Below are 19,172 nucleotides of genomic sequence, written 5' to 3'. Positions count from 1 at the left end.
GATGCGCCTGGATATCGCTCCCATCCTCGCCGCACTGCGCCGCCACCGGGTGACCTCGGTGCTGCTGGTGCTGCAGATCGCCTTTACCTGCGCGATCGTCTGCAATGCCGTGTTCCTGATCAACGAGCGCTTGCACTGGGTGAACACGCCCAGCGGCATCGATGAAGATCGCGTTGTCCTCATCAAGGTTGCTGCGCCACCGAGGAACGTGGATATCCATGCACGTACCGAAGCGGATCTGGCGGCCTTGCGTGGACTGCCTGGCGTCGAGGGCGTCACGGTGACCAATTCCGTGCCGTTCGGTGACATGTCGTGGAGCAGTAGCCTGCGCCTCGATCCGAGCATGAAGCAGCCGCTGATGCAGGTGGCCTTGTACTACGGCGAAGGGCTCGGCGAGCTGTTCGGCGCCCATCTCAAGACGGGGCGATGGATCCGCCCTGATGAGTATGCGTGGATCGACGATGAGCAGACGAAACGCGCTTCTTCGGGTCATGTGGTCGTGGTGACGGCGCCCATCGCGCAGCGTTTGTTTCCGGGCAAGGACGCCGTGGGTCAGGTGATCTTCCTGGGTGACCAGGTGTTCCGCATCGTCGGCGTGGTCGACTGGCTTGCGCGTGCCTCGGGGAGCCGGCAGAACATTGGCGAGGCCATACTCACGCCGTGGCGTACGTTCCCCAGCTACGGCGCAGGCTTCGCTATCCGCGTGGCGCCGGGTCAGGGGGGCAGGGTTCTGGAGGCGGCGGCCACCGCGTTGCGCAAGGTGGATCCGCGCCGCGTCGTCTCGGACAAGATGACCTTCGCGGAGTACCGCTCGCAGTTCTTCGCGGCGGATCGCTCGCTGGCCGCCATGCTCGTGGGTGCTTGCGTGGTGCTGCTCGCCGTGACTGCCCTTGGCATCGTGGGCCTCGCCAGCTTCTGGGTCGCCCAGCGCCGCCGCCAGATCGGGGTGCGTCGTGCATTGGGTGCGACGCGCGGCGACGTACTGCGCTACTTCCAGACCGAAAATTTCCTGCTGGCCAGTATGGGTATCGGGCTCGGCGTGGTCTTGGCCTATGCTATGAATATCGTGCTCATGGTGAACTACGAAATCCCACGGCTCCCATGGGGTTACCTCCCCGCAGCGGCGGTGACGCTCTGGCTCCTCGGCCAGGTCGCCGTACTGGCGCCCGCCCTGCGCGCCGCGTCGGTCTCGCCCGTGGAGGCGACACGTGGCTAGAATGGGCATTGCAACCTTTTCCGGGGGAGACGCATCCATGACGGCATGCAAAGGGACAAGATGCGCTGCGTACTGATCATTGACGACAACCCCGCCGTGGGCGAGGCGCTTTCGCTCGCGCTCAGCCTGCGTGATATCCGGCCGCTCGTCGCGCTGACACCCGAAGAGGGCCTCGCCACGTTGGCCCGGGAACGCGTCGACGTCGTGATCCAGGACATGAACTTCACCGCCGATACGACCTCCGGGGAGGAGGGCGCGACGCTGTTCAAGGCGATCCGCGGGCGACATACCGATCTCCCGGTCATCCTGCTCACCGCGTGGACTCACCTCGAGGCGGCCGTGGAGCTGGTGAAAGCCGGTGCGGCCGACTATCTCGCCAAGCCCTGGGACGACGTCAAGCTGCTCGCCACGGTAGAAAACCTGCTCGAGCTTTCGGAAACCACGCGCGAGGTCACGCGTGCACGTAACGAGCGGCGCCGCCGCCGCGAGACACTCGAGAGCAAATACGACCTCGACGGCCTGGTCTTTGCCTCCGAAGCCATGAGCCGCACGGTGGAGCTGGCCTGCCAGGTAGCGCGCTCCGACGTGCCGGTGCTCATCACCGGTCCCAATGGCGCCGGTAAGGAGCGCATCGCGGCGATCGTCCATGCGAATTCCCCGGTGCGCCGTGGCCCGTTCGTGGCGGTGAATTGCGGCGCGCTACCGGGCGAGCTCATCGAGGCGGAGCTGTTCGGCGCGGATGCGGGGGCATACACCGGTGCCAACAAGGCGCGTGAAGGCCGTTTCGAGCTTGCCGATGGCGGTACCCTGTTCCTCGACGAGATCGGCAACCTGCCGCTGCCCGGCCAGATGAAGCTGCTTCGCGTGCTGGAAACCGGCCAGTTCGAACGCCTTGGTTCGGGCCGCACCCGCCAGGCGAAGGTCCGCGTCATCAGCGCTACGAATGCCGACCTGAAAGCCATGATCGCGGCAGGTACCTTCCGTGAAGACCTGTACTACCGGCTCAACGTCATCGACGTGAACCTGCCGCCGCTGTCCGAACGTTGCGACGATATTCTTCCGCTGGCCGAATTCTTCCTGGATGGCAAGGCGGAACTCAGTGAAGACGCGCGCGAAGCGCTGCTGGCGCATGCGTGGCCCGGCAACGTGCGCGAACTGAAGAACGCCATGGCCCGTGCGGCCCTGCTTGCGGGTGGCAGCCGGATCGAGCCCTCGCACCTGAACCTGCCGATGCCTGCGGCGGCCACCAACCGCAACCTCGATGAGCCTAGCCGTGAATCGGTGGAGGCGGCATTAGCCACGGCCGGCGGTGTGATCAGCCGCGCCGCCAGTAACCTGGGCCTCTCACGCCAGGCGCTGTATCGGCGGATGGAGCGCTACGGGCTGGCGGTTTGATACGTTCGCAGCCATGAAGCGCTTCTCGCTGGAAGGTCGGATGGCCATCGTCGTCGGCATGTCGGCGATCGTGGGCGCGCTCGTCTTCGCGGGCGTGGCCATCTGGCCGTTCCCGCAGGCGGTGGCCTGGCTGGACGAGCTATCGAAAAACCCCGGCCATGCGGTGGTGCCCAGGCCGTCGGAGCCCGTCGATACTCGCACGGCCCTGATCATCTGCCTTCTTCTACTCGTGCCGCTTTCCGCCTGGATGGCCCACGTGCTGGTCGAGCCGATCCGCCGGCTCATGCGCGCGCTGGAAAGTGCCGTGGCCAGCTACCGCGATGGCGACTACAGCATGTCCATCGGCACCGACCGCATGGACGAGCTGGGTGACCTGATCCGCATGCACAACCAGTTGGGAACCATTCTGCGAGAGCAGCGCCAGAACCTGGCCCAGCGCGAGTTGTTGCTCGACACGGTGGTGCAGAACACGCCTGTCGCCCTTGTACTCACGGATGCGTCGGGCAAGGTGACTTACGCCAATATCGCCGCGCGGCACCTGTTCAACGAGGGGCGTGCGCTCGCCGGCCTGGATTTCGCGACCGTGCTGGATGCCATGCCGGAGAACCTGCGCGCGGCGGCGGCAGCGGGCGAGGATGCGCTGTTTACCGTGGAGATGGAGGGCAGCGAGGAGACCTTCCATCTTTCGCAGCGTGGGTTCCGCCTGCAGGGCCGGCCGCACCGCTTGCAGTTGTACCGGCGCATGACCCGCGAACTCTCGCGCCAGGAAGTACATACGTGGAAGCGCGTTATCCGCGTGATCAGCCACGAGCTCAACAACTCGCTGGCGCCGATCTCCTCACTGTCTCATTCCGGAGCTGAGCTGGCCCGTCGCGGCGACCTCGCCCGGCTACCGGGGGTGTTTGCGTCCATTGGCGATCGCGCCAAGCACCTGCACGGCTTCATTTCTGGCTACGCCAGTTTCGCCAAGCTGCCCGCGCCGCAATCACGTGAGGTGGCGTGGGAGCCGTTCCTGGAGGCTCTGGGGCTGCATGCCCGCTTCCAGCTCAGCGCACCCCCACCCAAGCAACCGGGCTGGTTCGATCCTACCCAGATCGAGCAGGTGCTGATCAACCTGATCAAGAATGCCCACGAAGCCGGCGGGGACGAGGACGAGGTCTCGGTAGGCGTCCACGTGGTCGGCCGCGATTGCCTGATCGACGTCTCCGATCGCGGGCCCGGCATGAGCGAGACCGTACTGGCTCAGGCATTGTTGCCGTTCTACTCGACCAAACGCTCGGGTACGGGCCTCGGCCTGGCATTGGCCCGCGAAATTTCGGAGGCGCATGGCGGCCGCATCGCCCTGGCCAACCGCGAGGGCGGCGGGCTCCGCGTGACCCTGGTGCTGCCGGCCGGCCCGCACTGATTCGCTTCGCCTATACTCCCGGTGAATTCAAGCCGCAGGGAGTTAGGCACCATGGGAAGCATCGTCGCACTGGTCGTGATCGTCGTCGCGGTCATCGTTCTCGCCAAGCTGATCCGCATCGTGCCGCAGGGCTACGAATGGACCGTCGAAATGTTCGGCAAGTACACGGGCACGCTCACGCCTGGCCTGCATTTCCTCATTCCGTTCGTCTACAACATCGGCCGCAAGATGAACATGATGGAACAGGTGCTCGATGTTCCCTCGCAGGATGTGATCACCAAGGACAACGCCGTGGTCCGCGTCGACGGCGTGGTGTTCTACCAGGTGCTGGATGCGGCGAAGGCTGCCTACGAGGTCGCCAACCTCGAAATCGCGGCGCTGGCACTCATCATGACCAACATTCGTACGGTGCTTGGCTCCATGGACCTCGACGAGAGCCTGAGCCAGCGTGATGCCATCAATGCCAAGCTGCTCACGGTGATCGATGAAGCGACCCACCCGTGGGGGGTCAAGGTCACCCGCATCGAGATCAAGGATATTTCGCCTCCGCGCGACCTGGTGGATGCCATGGCGCGGCAGATGAAGGCGGAGCGCGAAAAGCGCGCCAACATCCTCGACGCGGAGGGTTTCCGTCAGGCAGCGATCCTCAAGGCCGATGGCGAAAAGCAGTCGGCCATCCTCGAGGCCGAGGGCAAGAAGGAAGCGGCGTTCCGTGAAGCCGAAGCTCGCGAGCGTCTCGCCGAAGCAGAAGCCAAGGCGACCACCATGGTCTCGGAAGCCATCGCGGGCGGTGACGTCAACGCGCTGAATTACTTCGTCGCGACCAAGTACGTCGAAGCCCTGGTCGAGATGGCCAAGAGCCCGAACCAGAAGACCTTGCTATTGCCGATGGAGTCCGTGGGCATCCTTGGCTCGCTGGCCGGTATCGCTGAACTGACTAAGGATTCACTCGCCAGCCAGCGCGTGCAGGCTCCGCAGGTTGGCGGCCCGCAGCCGCCGCGCACGCCGCCGCTGGCGCGCTAAGCCACCATGGGGGACGTCGCCATGCATTACATCTGGTGGATCGTCGCGTTGCTGCTCATTGGCGGCGAAGTGATCATGCCCGGCTATTTCATGCTGTGGATCGGTATCGCCGCCGCGGCCATGGGCATCGTGTTGTTCGCGGTGCCGGACATGGGTCCGCTGATGCAGGCCGTGCTGTTTGCCGTGTTCACGTTTGTGTCGTGCTTTGCCTACTGGAAGTTTGTCCGTCCGCGGCTCGCACGGGTGCCCTCGGGTAATGAACGGCTGAACCGCCGTGGTGAACAACTCATCGGGCAGCGTTTCACCCTGTGCGACGCCATCGTCAACGGCCGCGGCAAGGCGAAGGTCGGCGACGGCATGTGGCTGGTGAATGGCCCGGACCTGCCGGTGGGTGCCACGGTCGAGGTTACCGGCATCGACGGCACCACCTTGCTTGTCAAGGCGGTGGATGTTGGCTGAGGCCGCGCCGCTCGCGGTACCGGTGAGTTTCGCCACCACGGCGATCAACACCCGTATCGCTTTCCTCTCCGAACTGGCGCGGCGGCTGCACCAGTACGGCACCACGGCGCCGCGTCTCGAAACGGCGATAGCGCGATCCGCACAACGGGTTGGGTTATCGGCCGAGGTGTGGTCCAGTCCCACGGCGATCATCGTGTCGTTTGCCGACCTGGGGCAGGGTGAGGATGGCGTGGCCCAGGTGACCCAGGTGATGCGCCTGCCGCCTGGTGATGTGAACCTGGCGCGTCTGGTCGAGGCTGATCGTATCGCCGATGCCGTGATCGATGGCCAGATGGAGTTACGCGAAGGCTTCCATTTGCTGCGCAAGCTGGGTGCGCCAGAGACGTTTCGCGCCGAACTGGGCGTTATCGCCAGCTATGGCCTTTGCGCGGCCAGCGTCGTGGCCCTGCTGCTGCATAGCGCCTGGCCCGATCTGGTGACCGCCGGCATCATCGGTGTGGTCATCGGTTGCATCACCGTCGCTTCAGGCACCCGCCCGCGTCTCGCGGCCGCCAGTGAGGCGATCAGTGCGATGGTAGCCACGATCATCGCCACGGTCGTGGCGGCGTACATTGTGCCGCTGGCGCTCAAGTCCGTGATCCTGGGCAGCCTGATCGTGTTGCTGCCGGGTATGGCGCTCACTACGGCCGTGCGTGAGATTTCCAGCCAGCATCTCGTGGCGGGTGTGGCTCGCATGGGTGGGGCGGTGGCGACGCTGTTGAAACTGACGTTCGGTACCGTCGCTGCAACGCAGTTGTGTGAGGCGCTTGGTATCGCGCCGCATGACTACGCACTGCCGCCGTTGCCCTCATGGGCTGACTGGCCGTTCCTGATACTCGGTGCCTTTTCGTTCGCGATCCTGTTCCGCGCGGCGGTCCGCGACTGGCTGGTGGTGATGGGCGCCGTGGTGCTCGGCTACCTGGCCACACGCTGGGGTGGCCAGATCTCGGGCTCCATACCGGGTGCGCCGTTTGGCGTGTTCATCGGCGGTGTGCTTCTGGGTTCGCTCAGCAACGTCTATGCGAGGTTCGCGCAACAGCCCGGCGCCGTCGTGCGCGAGCCCGGTATCATCCTGCTCGTACCCGGCTCGGTCAGTTTCCGCAGCGTCTCCTACTTGCTCGACCATGACACCTCGCTAGGCATGGATACCGGCCTGCTAGGCGTGACCCTGCTGGTCTCACTGGTCGCAGGCCTGTTATTCGGCGACCTGATCGTAGCCCCCCGCCGCTCCCTCTAGATCCCATGTAGGAGCGCGCTTGCGCGCGATCGGCACTCGCCGCACCCCACCTCCGGCGAAAATACGTCCCCACAAAAACATAAGGCCCCGCATTAGCGGGGCCTTATTTATTCCAAACCGCCTGTCTTCAGGCCAGCATGTCGCTCTCTTTCGTACCCGCCTTGAGCGCATCGTTAAACCAGCGCGGACGCTTGCCACGACCCGACCAGGTCTGTTCCGGGTCCGTGGGGTTACGATACTTGGCGGCGACAGCCGCGCCAGCGCGGCGGGATTTGGGTGCGCTCTTCCCAAATACGTCATCAAAGGTGAGGCCTTCGGCCTTGATCAGCTCGCTGATCGTCTCGCGCAGCCGGGTGACTTTTTCTTTCTGAAGCTCGCCCTGACGGGACTGGGCCTTGGCGATCAGCTCTGTGAGCTGGGTGTGGCTTAGGTTTTTGATATCAACGGCCATGGCAACCTCCCGAGTAGTGGTATTGACAGGCCATTAGGTAATGGCCATTGGCGGTTATTGTGGCGCAATGAAATGGATTAGGGGAGCGGTTTGATTATCTTTTATCTAATATCAGGGAAACCCTACAAGAGAATGAGGTAATCCCCGTCATTAATCGTGAGACTTTTCCTAAAGCAAGCCGAGGACGAGGCCGTAAGGTCGGGTTTTCGGTCGCCGTTAGGGTTCGCGCGGTCGAATCGGTTCATTCGCTAACGCGAATGCATGGGGTTGAGCGGCTTGCGCCGCCTTCGGCTGGGGGTCTATCGGCGTCGGGGACGGTCAGGCCCTCGGGGCCGCCAGTCGCGGACCTTCGGACCGGGCCGTAGATCCGTTGTCGTGTCACGGGTTACGCCCGGCGGCCCTCCGCTCATGTCGGCCCCAAGGGCCTGCCCGTCCCCGAGTCCACACGCCCCGTTGCGTGTCGCACAAGCCGGTATGCCGCAGCCTGGCTCCCTGTAGGAGCGCGCTTGCGCGCGATCAGCCGACGAAGCGCTGATGCCGTGTCGCATGCAGCGACCATGCGCCAGGGCACACGCCATAGAGACCGGAACGTTCGCGTTGAAGTCGTTCCTGGTGGTTGTGGATAAGGTCATTGCCACGGCACACCGAATACGCTCGGGGAGCACGATGGTTTACCGCATCACCGCTCCGTGGGTCGATCGCGCGCAAGCGCGCTCCTACAGGCGAGCCGCTGAACGCGCAGGCTCTTGGGTCACGAACCTCATGGCTGGTTGTCGGGTGGGCAGGCCCGTGGGGCCGACATGAGCGGAGGGCCGCCGGGTACCACGGTTTTCGCGAAGGGGGCGCTACGGCCCGGTCCGAAGGTCCGCGACTGGCGGCCCCACGGGCCTGACCACCCGGCGCGTCCTCGACCCACCAAGAACGCGGCGGCGAACGCCGCTAGATACACGCATTCGCGCCAGCGAATGAACCGATTCGACCAAGCGCGAAGCCGAAGGCGAGCCTGCTCGCTCAGCCCGAAGCCGCCACCGGGTAGGGCGAATCCGGGATATCCCCGCTATCGCCCATGAACACGCAATTGCGGCCCGAACGCTTCGCCCGATACAGCGCGCCATCCGCCACGACAAGGAGGCGGTGCAGCTCAAACCCACATTGCAACGTCGACGCCACGCCAAAGCTCGCCGTCACTACCAACTCCGGACGCGAAGGCGTCGCCGATGTCGCCGAAATCGACAAACGCAACTGCTCCGCACGCGCACGCGCCTGCGCAGGGCTGCAATCCGGCAACAACACCGCAAACTCCTCACCACCCAGGCGGCCAAACACATCACACGCATGCAACGCCCGGCGACACACATCCACCGCACGCTTCAACACCTCATCACCCACCGCATGACCCCAGGTGTCGTTCACGTTCTTGAAGTGATCCAGGTCAAACAAGATCAGGCAGGCCCCGCGATCCGAACGCGCGCCATACGCCAACACCCGCTCCGATTGCTCCACGAAGTGCTCGCGGTTACAGATACCCGTCAGGCCATCCCGGCGTGCCATGCGCATGAAGCGCAGCTGCGAACGACGCAAGCGCAACACCAGGGCCACGATACCCACCAGGGTCAGGCCCAACACAAAAATATAAAGCCGCCCGGTTTCCACTTCCTTGTGATCCAGGGCGTTTGACAAGCGCAGGATCTCATTCTGCTTGTTCAGCGTATCGACTTCCGCCTTACGCGCCACGACCTGCTGGTCAACGATCTGGAACGCCAGGCTGCGTGCGCTGATGTCATCCAGGTATGCCTTGTCCGCAGCCATGTACTGCTCGTGGTAAGCGAGCGCTGCCTGCGCATTGCCGATCCGCTGCTCCACCTCATACAGCACCTTGAAGCCGGTACGCCGCGGATCGGTATATTCATCGCGCACCGAGCCCGCCACCGCCGAGAGCGCAAGGCGCCGTGCGTTAGGCAGATCATCCATCGCGAGATACGCACTGGCCAGCGTTGCGTCGAACTCCGCCAGCAAGGTCGCGTAACTGGTATCGCGCAGGTCATCACGATGCGGCAGAAGCAACTCGATCGCCGCCTTCGGCTGCCCATGGTGCAGGTAGAACGAGCCGATATCCGAACGCATGGTGTCGGCAAATACCGTATCGCCCGAGCTATCGCAGGCATCGATGGCGCTACGGTACATCGGCTCGATGGTGACCAGGCGATTCGCCTCGCGACGCGCGCGCAGCAAGTGCTGCATACCCTTGCACTCGCCCTCGCCCACCGGGGGGTCATCCACCATCTGCTTCGCATAGGCCTCGGCGGCATCGAACTGGCCTGCGGAGCTGAGCAGTTGCGATGCCTCGCCCAGTGCCGCGAAGCGCGCGCGGCCGTCACGGACCGACGGCAACAGCTCCTGCATCTGGTTAAGCCGGCGGAACGCATCCTCATAGCGATGCGCGATACCAAACAGGTTAATCAGGGTCGCCAGCGCACGTACGCGTAGCACCGTATCGGTGCTGGTATCGGCCACGCCCTCCAACAGGGCCCTGGCTTTGTCGAAATCACCCACCCACGTGGCGCGCCAGCCTTCGAGGAAGGCCAGCTTCGAGACGGATGCGCTATCCAGCTGGCCACGCATCGGCTCGATATCCTGCAGCATGCGCGAGAAACCATCGAAATCCGCGTGCTTGATCTGGTCCGCCTGATCGAGCATGCGGACGGCTTTCGCCGTGGCTACCGGGTCGCTTTCCGCATGCACGCCAGCCACGCCCAGCAAGGGCATGGCGAGCAGGAACACGGCGTGACGGAACCAGCGACGCATGGGCGTCAGCGTCCCTTGCCCGGTGGCGTATCGGTGGGGACCTTCTTCAATGGATCGTTGCCCTCATCCTCGTCGCCCTCATCCTCGTCCGGCACTTCCTTCTCACGCTCCGGGCCATCGGGCATCTGCGTCGCGATGAACCTGGCCCCGCCAAGGAGAACCCGCAGGGATTCGGCGTCGCCGTGGGCAAGCGCCGCACGGGTCGCATCATCGTCAATGCCCATCGCCGTGAGCAGCGCCTCGCGAGCGGCTGGAGAACCGCAACGCAGCGCCGCGTCCTGCCCGACGCGGGCGAGAAACTCCGTGACGTTGCTCATCGCACCTGTCCCTTGGGCTCAAAAGCCTTGCCTTCGGCCCGCTTGGCTCGCCTCCCCTCGAGGACGAATCATGCCGGGATCATACCGCCACCCGCGGTTGGGCAGAAGTAGGCCACCCGGCTGGGACTAAAGGGTCGAGACGGCCATCACGGGCGCCGGGGATCAGGGCTCCAGGGCGACCGTGCAGTCGATGCCCTGCTTCGCCATTTTTGCGTACGGACACAGGCGCTCGGTGTGCCGGACCAGTTCCTCGGCCAGAGGGCGATCGACGCCCGGCAGGGCGATGCGCACCTCCGCCACCAGGGTGAACTGGCCATCCACCGGATCGCGGCCGAAGGTGACCCTGGCTTTTACGGCAGCATCCGGTATGACGATCGCCGAGCGGTCCGCAAGCAACTTCAGCGCCCCATGGAAGCAAGCCGCGAAACTCGCGGCGAACAGCTGCTCGGGGTTGGTGCCGCCCCCAGGGCCGCCGAGCGCCGGGGGCATGCGCAGCTCGACATCGAGCTCGCCATCCGACGAGCGAGCCACGCCCGATGCCCGGGCGTGGGCGGTGATGCCGCCCGTGACCGTGACATCAGCCGTGTACAACGGCTCGAAAACATCACCGTGGTAACGGTCCAGGAACGATATATGCGGCACCTTGGGTTCCATGGCGAGGGCGCTCCGTTCAGCTCTTGGCGTGCACGCCGGACTGGCTGGCCAGCCATGCTTCAAGGCCGACCTTGCCCAGGTGGGCACCCGGCCCAGGTAGCAGTGAATCCGGGCCGATAACCCCGCCGAAGTACGGTGCCTTCGGGTCACCCTTCACCTCACGCGGATCGCCCGTCGCGCGCAGGTAGCGACGCACCAGTTCATCCATGGGGAAGGCCTCGGGGCCAGCGATCTCGGTGAAGCCCTGGCGAGGTTCGCCCATGGCCGCCTCGGCGACCGCGTCTGCGACATCTTCCGAACTGATCGGCTGGATCCCACCCGTGGAGACCACGATGGTTGCCCCCGTTCCCGCCTCGTTGGCGATACCGCCGGTGAACTCGAGGAACTGCGTCGCGCGCACGATCGTGTACGGAACGCCCGACTCGCGGATGAGATGCTCCTGCGCATCTTTCGCGGCGAAGTACGCGTTACCGGGTTTGCGGTCGGTGCCGACGATGGAGAGAGCGACATGGTGGCTCACGCCCGCTTTTTTCTCAGCGGCCGCGATGTTACGGCCCGCCGTGGTGAAGAAACGCATGACATCGTCCGCCGCGAACGACGGTGAATTCGCCACATCGACCACCGTATCGACACCCGTCATGGCGGCGTCCAGGCCTTCCCCCGTCTGCGTATTCACACCGGTGGAAGGCGAAGCCGCAGTGACGTCATGCCCCTGCGCGCGCAGGCGCGCCACCACCTTGCTGCCAATGAGGCCCGTACCGCCGATAACGAGGATCTTCATGGCCGTCTCCAGCGCAGTGACATGGTAGGGCAAGGCTAAGCGTGCCCCCTTGGGGCGGCTAGCCCTGCACGCGGCCTCACCGTGTTGCCACGCAGGCACCAATCCGGTTGTCGTCGCCGCAATCGAAATCCAGCGCGCGGATGCCCGCGATCATGTAATCGACGAAAACGCGTATGCGCGAAGGCATCTGCTGGCGGCTGAGGTAACACACGTAGTGCCCGCGATCGTCGGGTGCGTGCTGCGGCAGGCAGGCGACGAGCCGCCCCGCCTTGAGGTGGTCGCAGACCTGGTATCCAGCCAGCTGGGCCAGGCCTTCGCCATCCAGGGCGGCCTGCAGCACCAGGTCGGCATCGTTGAAGGAGAGCATGGAGGCCGGGCGTACCTTGCGGTCACGCCCGTCCACCCGGAATTCCCAGTCGAAGGTGCGCCCGTTGGCGAGGCGGTAGCCCAGGCACTCGTGCGCGGCGATATCGTCCAGCGACATCGGCGCCGGGTAGCGCGCCAGATAGCCCGGCGAGGCACACAGGAACATCCGCATGGGCACGATCTGCCGGGCGATCACCTGGCTATCCTCCATGCGCCCGTTGCGGAAGGCGACATCCACATGGTCCGTGATGAAATCCGCCGGGCGGTCGTCCAGCAACAGCTCGACAGCGACATCCGGATAGGCGGCGCGGAACCCGTGCAGCAACGGCGCGACGACTTTACGGCCAAAGCCTACGGCGGCGCTGATGCGCAGGCGGCCGCGTGGCGGCCCCTCGCGTAGCTCGCGCATATCCTCCAGGGCCTGGGCGATGCGTTCCACACCGGGTTGGCAGTTCTCGAAGAACAACGAACCTTCCGGCGTGAGCGAGGTGCTGCGCGTGGTGCGCGAGAAAAGCCGCGCGCCTACCTGCTGCTCCAGCTTCTGCACGCTGCGGCTGACCGCGCTACGGCCAATGCCGAGCCGATCGGCGGCGCGGGCGAAGCTACCCTCGTTCACCACAGCGATGAAGGCGATCACGCCGGCATAACTGGCGGAGAAACTCGAGGTCAACGCATCAGCGCCTACGCGGGCGCTTGATGGGAAAGGCGTGACATTCATGGGTGGTCTCCGTGGCCGCCCGCGTGCAGGGCGCGCAGGCGTGTTCGGGCATCGCCAATGAGCTGGCGGCAGGTGGCGATATCGCGGCCGAGCAAATGGGCGACCTCGTCGATGGGTTTGCCAAGCACATCGCTCAGCAGGAACGCCAGCCGCGGCAACAAAGGCACGTGTTGCAGCGCGGCCTGGAATTCCACCCATACGCGATCACAGCCATTGTCATGGCCTGTATCGGCAAAACCTGGCTGCATGGCGTTAAGGGTGTCCATGCAGAACAGACGACGCAGCCCCTGCCCGTGTGACAGGAACCATTGGTGCGTTCTTAACAACATCGTGCGCACGCGGTGGTGGCTACCGAAGCGCGGGGGCCGGGCCTAGCTTGTATCCGTCCCGGGAAGCCCCGGAAGCCCTCCCCCTACCGACCAAGGATCCATCCATGAGCAACCGTCTCGATTACTCCGTTCAGTCGCCCGAACTCACGAAGAAGCTCGTCGAACTGTCGATGGCGCAAGGCAAGGCCAGCATTGAGCCGAGCCTGCACCACCTGGTCGATATGCGCGCTTCGCAGATGAATGGCTGCACGTTCTGCGTTGATATGCATCTCAAGCAGGCCCTCGCCGGTGGTGAGCGCCAGCTGCGCCTGCACCACGTCGCGACCTGGCGTGAATCGAACCTGTTTTCCCCGCGTGAACGCGCCGCGCTGGCGTATACCGAGGCGCTGACCGACCTGGCGCCGGATGGCATCACGGATGAGCTTTACAAGACCGTGCGCGAGCAGTTCTCGGAAAAGGAACTGGCTGACCTGACCTTCGCGATCATGACGATCAACGCCTGGAACCGGGCGAACGTGGCCTTCCGCACGGTCCCAGGTTCGCTGGACAAGGCCTATGGCCTCGACAAGGTCGCCGTCGGCTGATCCACCCCACTGAGAGGAGACGTCCATGAAAGCTATCTACACGATCGCCGCGCTGGGTTTGCTCGCCGGGTTCGGGTCCGGTACCGCCCTCGCCCATGACGAACATGCGGCGACGGCGGTGCAGCCGAACGTCACCCCGGTGACCCAAAAGGACATGCCCGACATGCCCGGCAAGGAAATCATCGTCATCACGGTCGACTACCCGCCCGGCGTGGTGGAACACGTGCACCACCACGACGCTAACGCGATCGTCTACGTGCTCCAGGGCAACATCATCGAAGGCGTGAAGGGCCAGCCCGAGCAGCACCTGAAGGCGGGTGACACCTTCTACGAAGGCCCGAACGACACCCACACCGTGGGTCGCAACGCCAGCAAGACCGAGCCGGCAAAGTTCCTGGTCTTCATCGTGAAGGACAAGAACAAGCCCGTCGTCCTGCCCGGCGACGCCGGCCACTGACGCCGCCTTACCTGTGACCCGGCCGCGCCCGTGACGTGGCGCTATCTGTAGGAGCGCGCTTGCGCGCGATCGGGGCTTGCCGCGCGCACCCATCGCGCGCAAGCGCGCTCCTACAGGGGTGTGGCGCCCAAGGGCCCGGTTCGGTCAAAAAGCGCAGGAACTTGCTGGACGGTGCCGTATCGTCATGTCACAAATCGGCGTACTGATACGTCTGGACTGACATGACCTCCGCGACAACCACCTTCACCACCCTGAGGCCCCGGCTGCATGGGATCGCCTACCGCATGCTCGGCTCGGTTCCCGAGGCTGAGGATGTGGTGCAGGACGTGTGGCTGCGCTGGCACGGCACCGATATCGATGGGATTGATAACCCCGAGGCCTGGCTGGTGGCGGCGACCACCCGCCGGGCCATCGACCAGCTGCGCGCCGCACGCACGCGGCGTGAGCAGTACGTGGGGATCTGGCTGCCCGAGCCGGTGCTCACCGACGACAGCGCCAGCCCGGAAGACCTGCAGGAGCTGGCCAGCGACGTTTCCGTGGCGTTTCTTGCCTTGCTCGAACGCCTGGCCCCCGAAGCCCGCGCCGCCTTCCTGCTGCGCGAGGTGTTCGACGAGGATTACCCGGAGGTCGCCCGGGTGCTAGGCAAGAGTGAAGCCGCCTGCCGCCAGCTGGTGCACCGTGCGAAGGAACAGCTACGCGACGAACGCCCGCGCTTCCCGGTGAACCGGAACCTGCATGCGAACCTCGTACGCCGCTTCGCCAGCGCCATGGCCACCGGCGACTTCAGCAGCATGCGCGAGATCCTGGCCCCGGATGCCGTCCTCATGGGCGACGGCGGCGGCTATGTTTCCAGCTTCCCGAAACCCATGGAGGGCGGCGTGCGCATCGCGCAGCTGCTGTACGCGCCGAGCATCCGCAACGACCGGGGCATGCGCGTGGAGATCGCGAACGTCAACGGCGAGCTCGCCGTGCTGCGGTTCTTCGAGGGAGCACTGGAATCCGTGCAGACGTTTGCTACCGACAATGGGCAGATCACGGCGATCCACGTGCAGCGGAATCCGGAGAAGCTGGCCCGGTTCGTGAACCGCGAGGCTGGGTTCAAGCACGTTGTGTAGGAGCGCGCTTGCGCGCGATGGGGTTACGGCAAGCACCCATCGCGCGCAAGCGCGCTCCTACAGCAAGCGAAAAAAGGCCCCTTTCGGCCTCTTTTATTTGTAGCGGACGCCTTTGACTTCGTAGGTTTTCGTGCCGTTGGGCGCGTTGAAGTCGAATTCGTCGCCTTCGTTCTTGCCGATCAGCGCACGTGCGATCGGTGAACTCACCGCGATCAGGTTCTTCTTGATGTCGGCTTCCAGGTCGCCGACGATCTGGTAGGTCACCTCGGCCTCGTTATCGAGATCAACCAGGTCGACGATGGCACCAAAGACGATGCGCTTGCCGACCGTCAGGCGCTCGGTATCGATGATCTCGGCGTTCGACAGCGCGGCTTCGAGCTCGTTGATGCGGCCTTCGTTGAAGCCGTGCATCTCACGGGCGGCGTGATACTCCGCGTTCTCCTTCAGATCGCCGTGCGCACGGGCCTCGGCCACCGCGGCCACGATCTCCGGACGCTTCACGCGCTTCAGGTATTCCAGCTCATCACGCAGGCGGTCAGCGCCCACCGCGGTCATCGGGGGACGGGTAGCGCTCATGCCTTTAGCTCCTTGTGTAGATCCTGCAGGCTGTGGACTTCCGGCTCCGCGTGGAAATCGAGCGAGTGCACCAGGGCACGCGCGCCTGCGACCGTCGTGGAATACGTGACGCGCTGCTGCAGCGCTTCGCGGCGGATCGAGAACGAATCGGAAATGGCCTGCTTGCCTTCCGTCGTGTTGACGATATAGACCACTTCGCCGTTCTTGATCAGGTCGACGATGTGCGGGCGGCCTTCGAGCACCTTGTTGATGCGCTCGGCCGGCACGCCGTTGTCCTGCAGGAACTGCGCGGTACCGGAGGTGGCGACCACGGTGTAGCCGCGGGCCGCGACTTCCTGGGCGATCGGCAGCAGGCGATCCTTATCGGCATCGCGCACCGACATGAACACCTTGCCCTTCGGCGGAGCCTTGATGCCGGCCGCTTCATGGCCACGCGCGAACGCGGCACCAAAGGTACGGCCTACGCCCATCACTTCGCCGGTGGACTTCATCTCGGGGCCGAGGATCGGGTCGACGTTCTGGAACTTCAGGAACGGGAAGATCGCTTCCTTCACCGAGTAGTACGAAGGGATGATTTCCTTCGTCGCGCCCTGCTTCACCAGCGAGATGCCGGCCATGGCGCGCGCGGCGATCTTGGCTAGCGACATGCCGGTGGCCTTGCACACGAACGGCACGGTGCGCGAGGCGCGCGGGTTCACTTCAAGGATGAACACATCGTCGCCCTGGATGGCGAACTGGGTGTTCATCAGGCCGACGACCTTCAGCTCCCGCGCCATCACCTTGACCTGGCGGCGCATTTCATCCTGCACCTCCTGGGTCAGCGAGTACGGCGGGAGTGAGCAGGATGAATCGCCCGAGTGCACGCCGGCTTCCTCGATGTGCTCCATGATGCCGCCGATCAGCACGTTGCCTTCGGCGTCAGCCACGATATCCACATCCACTTCCACGGCATGGTCGAGGAAGCGATCGAGCAGCACCGGCGAATCGTTCGACACCTGCACGGCCTCACGCATATAGCGCGAAAGATCGGCATCGGCGTAGACGATTTCCATGGCGCGGCCACCGAGCACGTAGCTCGGGCGCACCACCAGCGGGTAGCCGATCTCGCGGGCCAGGGCCAGCGCTTCGTCAGGGTTGCGTGCGGTGCGGTTCGGCGGCTGCTTCAGGTCCAGCTTCTGGATCATTTTCTGGAAGCGCTCGCGGTCTTCCGCCAGGTCGATCGAATCCGCGCTGGTGCCGATCACCGGCACGCCAGCGGCTTCAAGCGCACGCGCGAGCTTCAGCGGGGTCTGGCCGCCGTACTGCACGATGACGCCCTTCGGCTTCTCCAGATCGACGATCTCGAGGACGTCTTCCAGGGTAAGCGGCTCGAAATACAGGCGATCGGAAGTGTCGTAATCGGTCGACACGGTTTCCGGGTTGCAGTTGACCATGATGGTTTCGAAACCATCCTCGCGCAGGGCGAGCGCCGCGTGCACGCAGCAGTAATCGAACTCGATACCCTGGCCAATGCGGTTCGGGCCACCGCCGAGGACAATGATCTTGTCCTTGTCGGTCGGGTTGGCTTCGCACTCTTCCTCGTACGTGCTGTACATGTACGCGGTGGTGGTGGCGAACTCGGCGGCGCAGCTGTCGACGCGCTTATACACCGGGCGCACGCCCAGGGTGCGACGCAGGTGGCGCAGCGCGCCTTCGTCGGTGCCGACCAGTTCGGCCAGGCGCGCATCGGCAAAGCCCATGCGCTTGAGTTCGCGCAGGCGCGGCTCGTCCAGCGCGGTAAGGCCCTGGCGCTGCACTTCGCCCTCGGTCATCACGATGTCTTCGAACGCGGCGAGGAACCACGGATCGATGCGTGTGAGGTCGTGCACTTCCTGCAGCGACAGGCCCGCGCGGAACGCGTCGGCGACATGGAAGACGCGATCCGGGCGTGGTTCGCGCAGTTCGCGCTTCAGCGTGAGGAAGCCCTCTTCACTGCCGATGTCCAGGCCGGTCGGGTTGAGGCCGGTCTTGCCGATCTCGAGGCCACGCAGGGCCTTTTGCATCGATTCGTGGAAGGTGCGGCCCATGGCCATCACTTCGCCCACCGACTTCATCTGGGTGGTGAGGCGGGCATCGGCGGCCGGGAACTTCTCGAAGGCGAAGCGCGGGATCTTGGTGACGACGTAATCGATCGACGGCTCGAACGACGCCGGGGTCAGGCCACCGGTGATGTCATTGCGCAGTTCGTCCAGCGTGTAGCCGACAGCGAGCTTGGCGGCGATCTTGGCGATCGGGAAGCCAGTGGCCTTGGAGGCCAGCGCCGACGAGCGCGAGACGCGCGGGTTCATTTCGATGACGACCACGCGGCCATCTTCGGCATTGATGCCGAACTGGACGTTGGAGCCGCCGGTATCCACGCCGATCTTGCGCAGCACCGCGATGGAGGCGTTGCGCAGGCGCTGGTATTCCTTGTCCGTCAGGGTCTGTGCCGGTGCCACGGTGATCGAATCACCGGTGTGCACGCCCATCGGATCGAAGTTTTCGATCGAGCAGACGATGATGCAGTTGTCCGCCTTGTCGCGGACCACTTCCATCTCGAATTCCTTCCAGCCGAGCACCGACTCTTCGACCAGCACTTCGTGCGTGGGCGAGAGTTCAAGGCCGCGGCCGACGATCTCGACGAATTCTTCCTTGTTGTAAGCGATACCGCCGCCCGAACCGCCGAGGGTGAAGCTCGGGCGGATGATGGTCGGGAAGCCGACGGTGGTCTGGATCTCGAGCGCCTGCTCCATCGAGCGGGCCACGGCGGCCTTCGGGCAATCCAGGCCGATATCGGCCATGGCCTTGCGGAACAGGTCACGGTCTTCGGCCATGCGGATGGCATCGCGCGAGGCGCCGATGAGCTCGACGCCGTAGCGCTCGAGCACGCCGTTGTCGGCGAGGTCGAGTGCGCAGTTCAGGCCGGTCTGGCCGCCCATCGTCGGCAGCACCGCATCGGGGCGCTCCTTGGCGATGATGCGCTCGACGGTCTGCCAGTTGATCGGCTCGATGTACACGGCATCGGCCGTATCCGGGTCGGTCATGATCGTCGCCGGGTTCGAATTGACCAGGACGACGCGGTAACCCTCTTCCTTCAGCGCCTTGCAGGCCTGGGCGCCGGAGTAATCGAACTCGCAGGCCTGGCCGATGACGATCGGGCCGGCGCCGATGATGAGGATGGTCTTTAGGTCGGAACGCTTTGGCATGGTTTTTCTCGCGAATCGAAG

At 64.7% G+C, this 19,172-nt stretch carries 18 protein-coding genes; 9 read left to right on the top strand and 9 right to left on the bottom strand.

What is annotated here, in order from left to right:
- Position 1 precedes the first annotated feature (1 nt).
- From VGN46_RS18225 to VGN46_RS18200, 6 genes are read left to right on the top strand one after another with little or no spacing between them, the layout of a single operon-like run.
- Positions 2–1,216 (top strand): ABC transporter permease, encoded by a 1,215-nt coding sequence (locus VGN46_RS18225; protein WP_331645838.1) that lies wholly within the window; start codon positions 2–4, stop codon positions 1,214–1,216.
- Between the two features lie 60 nt (positions 1,217–1,276).
- Positions 1,277–2,611 carry a sigma-54 dependent transcriptional regulator gene (locus tag VGN46_RS18220; RefSeq protein WP_331645836.1) on the top strand — a complete coding sequence of 445 codons (1,335 nt, stop codon included), beginning with the start codon at positions 1,277–1,279 and terminating at the stop codon, positions 2,609–2,611.
- 13 nt (positions 2,612–2,624) lie between these two features.
- The gene (locus VGN46_RS18215; RefSeq protein ID WP_331645834.1) at positions 2,625–4,016 is read left to right on the top strand and encodes a sensor histidine kinase; all 1,392 of its coding nucleotides are present in this window, start codon (positions 2,625–2,627) and stop codon (positions 4,014–4,016) included.
- Positions 4,017–4,067: 51 nt separating this feature from the next.
- On the top strand, positions 4,068–5,039 hold the full coding sequence (locus VGN46_RS18210) for an SPFH domain-containing protein (protein ID WP_331645832.1): 972 nt from the start codon (positions 4,068–4,070) through the stop codon (positions 5,037–5,039).
- Between the two features lie 21 nt (positions 5,040–5,060).
- Complete coding sequence (locus VGN46_RS18205; protein ID WP_331645829.1) at positions 5,061–5,498, top strand: NfeD family protein; 438 nt, start codon at positions 5,061–5,063, stop codon at positions 5,496–5,498.
- On the top strand, positions 5,488–6,774 hold the full coding sequence (locus VGN46_RS18200; RefSeq protein WP_331645827.1) for a threonine/serine ThrE exporter family protein: 1,287 nt from the start codon (positions 5,488–5,490) through the stop codon (positions 6,772–6,774). The genes VGN46_RS18205 and VGN46_RS18200 overlap by 11 nt, the downstream gene beginning before the upstream one ends.
- A gap of 127 nt (positions 6,775–6,901) precedes the next feature.
- Here VGN46_RS18200 and VGN46_RS18195 read toward each other — a convergent pair whose 3' ends face one another.
- From VGN46_RS18195 to VGN46_RS18165, 7 genes are all read right to left on the bottom strand, one after another.
- Complete coding sequence (locus VGN46_RS18195; RefSeq protein WP_331645825.1) at positions 6,902–7,225, bottom strand: H-NS histone family protein; 324 nt, start codon at positions 7,223–7,225, stop codon at positions 6,902–6,904.
- A 1,011-nt stretch (positions 7,226–8,236) separates the two neighbouring features.
- Positions 8,237–10,030 (bottom strand): GGDEF domain-containing protein, encoded by a 1,794-nt coding sequence (locus VGN46_RS18190; protein WP_331645823.1) that lies wholly within the window; start codon positions 10,028–10,030, stop codon positions 8,237–8,239.
- 5 nt (positions 10,031–10,035) lie between these two features.
- Complete coding sequence (locus tag VGN46_RS18185; protein WP_331645821.1) at positions 10,036–10,347, bottom strand: hypothetical protein; 312 nt, start codon at positions 10,345–10,347, stop codon at positions 10,036–10,038.
- 162 nt (positions 10,348–10,509) lie between these two features.
- Positions 10,510–11,001: an Ohr family peroxiredoxin gene (locus VGN46_RS18180; protein WP_331645819.1), complete on the bottom strand. Its 492-nt coding sequence runs from the start codon at positions 10,999–11,001 to the stop codon at positions 10,510–10,512.
- Positions 11,002–11,017: 16 nt separating this feature from the next.
- On the bottom strand, positions 11,018–11,782 hold the full coding sequence (locus VGN46_RS18175) for an SDR family oxidoreductase (RefSeq protein ID WP_331645817.1): 765 nt from the start codon (positions 11,780–11,782) through the stop codon (positions 11,018–11,020).
- Between the two features lie 76 nt (positions 11,783–11,858).
- Complete coding sequence (locus tag VGN46_RS18170) at positions 11,859–12,866, bottom strand: LysR family transcriptional regulator (protein ID WP_331645815.1); 1,008 nt, start codon at positions 12,864–12,866, stop codon at positions 11,859–11,861.
- Complete coding sequence (locus tag VGN46_RS18165; RefSeq protein ID WP_331645813.1) at positions 12,863–13,132, bottom strand: sigma factor-like helix-turn-helix DNA-binding protein; 270 nt, start codon at positions 13,130–13,132, stop codon at positions 12,863–12,865. Before VGN46_RS18165 ends, VGN46_RS18170 begins: the two co-directional genes overlap by 4 nt.
- A gap of 167 nt (positions 13,133–13,299) precedes the next feature.
- Between VGN46_RS18165 and VGN46_RS18160 the strand changes: the two genes are divergently transcribed.
- The 3 genes from VGN46_RS18160 (at position 13,300) to VGN46_RS18150 (ending at position 15,351) form a co-directional block, all read left to right on the top strand.
- Positions 13,300–13,779 carry a carboxymuconolactone decarboxylase family protein gene (locus tag VGN46_RS18160; protein ID WP_331645811.1) on the top strand — a complete coding sequence of 160 codons (480 nt, stop codon included), beginning with the start codon at positions 13,300–13,302 and terminating at the stop codon, positions 13,777–13,779.
- A 25-nt stretch (positions 13,780–13,804) separates the two neighbouring features.
- A complete protein-coding gene (locus VGN46_RS18155; protein ID WP_331645809.1) occupies positions 13,805–14,236 on the top strand; it encodes a cupin domain-containing protein in 432 nt (143 codons plus the stop codon).
- Between the two features lie 221 nt (positions 14,237–14,457).
- Complete coding sequence (locus tag VGN46_RS18150) at positions 14,458–15,351, top strand: RNA polymerase sigma-70 factor (protein WP_331645807.1); 894 nt, start codon at positions 14,458–14,460, stop codon at positions 15,349–15,351.
- Positions 15,352–15,444: 93 nt separating this feature from the next.
- Here VGN46_RS18150 and greA read toward each other — a convergent pair whose 3' ends face one another.
- The gene (greA, locus tag VGN46_RS18145) at positions 15,445–15,927 is read right to left on the bottom strand and encodes a transcription elongation factor GreA (protein ID WP_331645806.1); all 483 of its coding nucleotides are present in this window, start codon (positions 15,925–15,927) and stop codon (positions 15,445–15,447) included.
- A complete protein-coding gene (gene carB / locus VGN46_RS18140; RefSeq protein WP_331645804.1) occupies positions 15,924–19,151 on the bottom strand; it encodes a carbamoyl-phosphate synthase large subunit in 3,228 nt (1,075 codons plus the stop codon). Before carB ends, greA begins: the two co-directional genes overlap by 4 nt.
- Positions 19,152–19,172: the final 21 nt, after the last annotated feature.

The organism is Luteibacter sp., from assembly GCF_036500425.1.
Classification (GTDB): domain Bacteria; phylum Pseudomonadota; class Gammaproteobacteria; order Xanthomonadales; family Rhodanobacteraceae; genus Luteibacter.
This window is presented reverse-complemented; position numbering and strand designations above follow the sequence as displayed.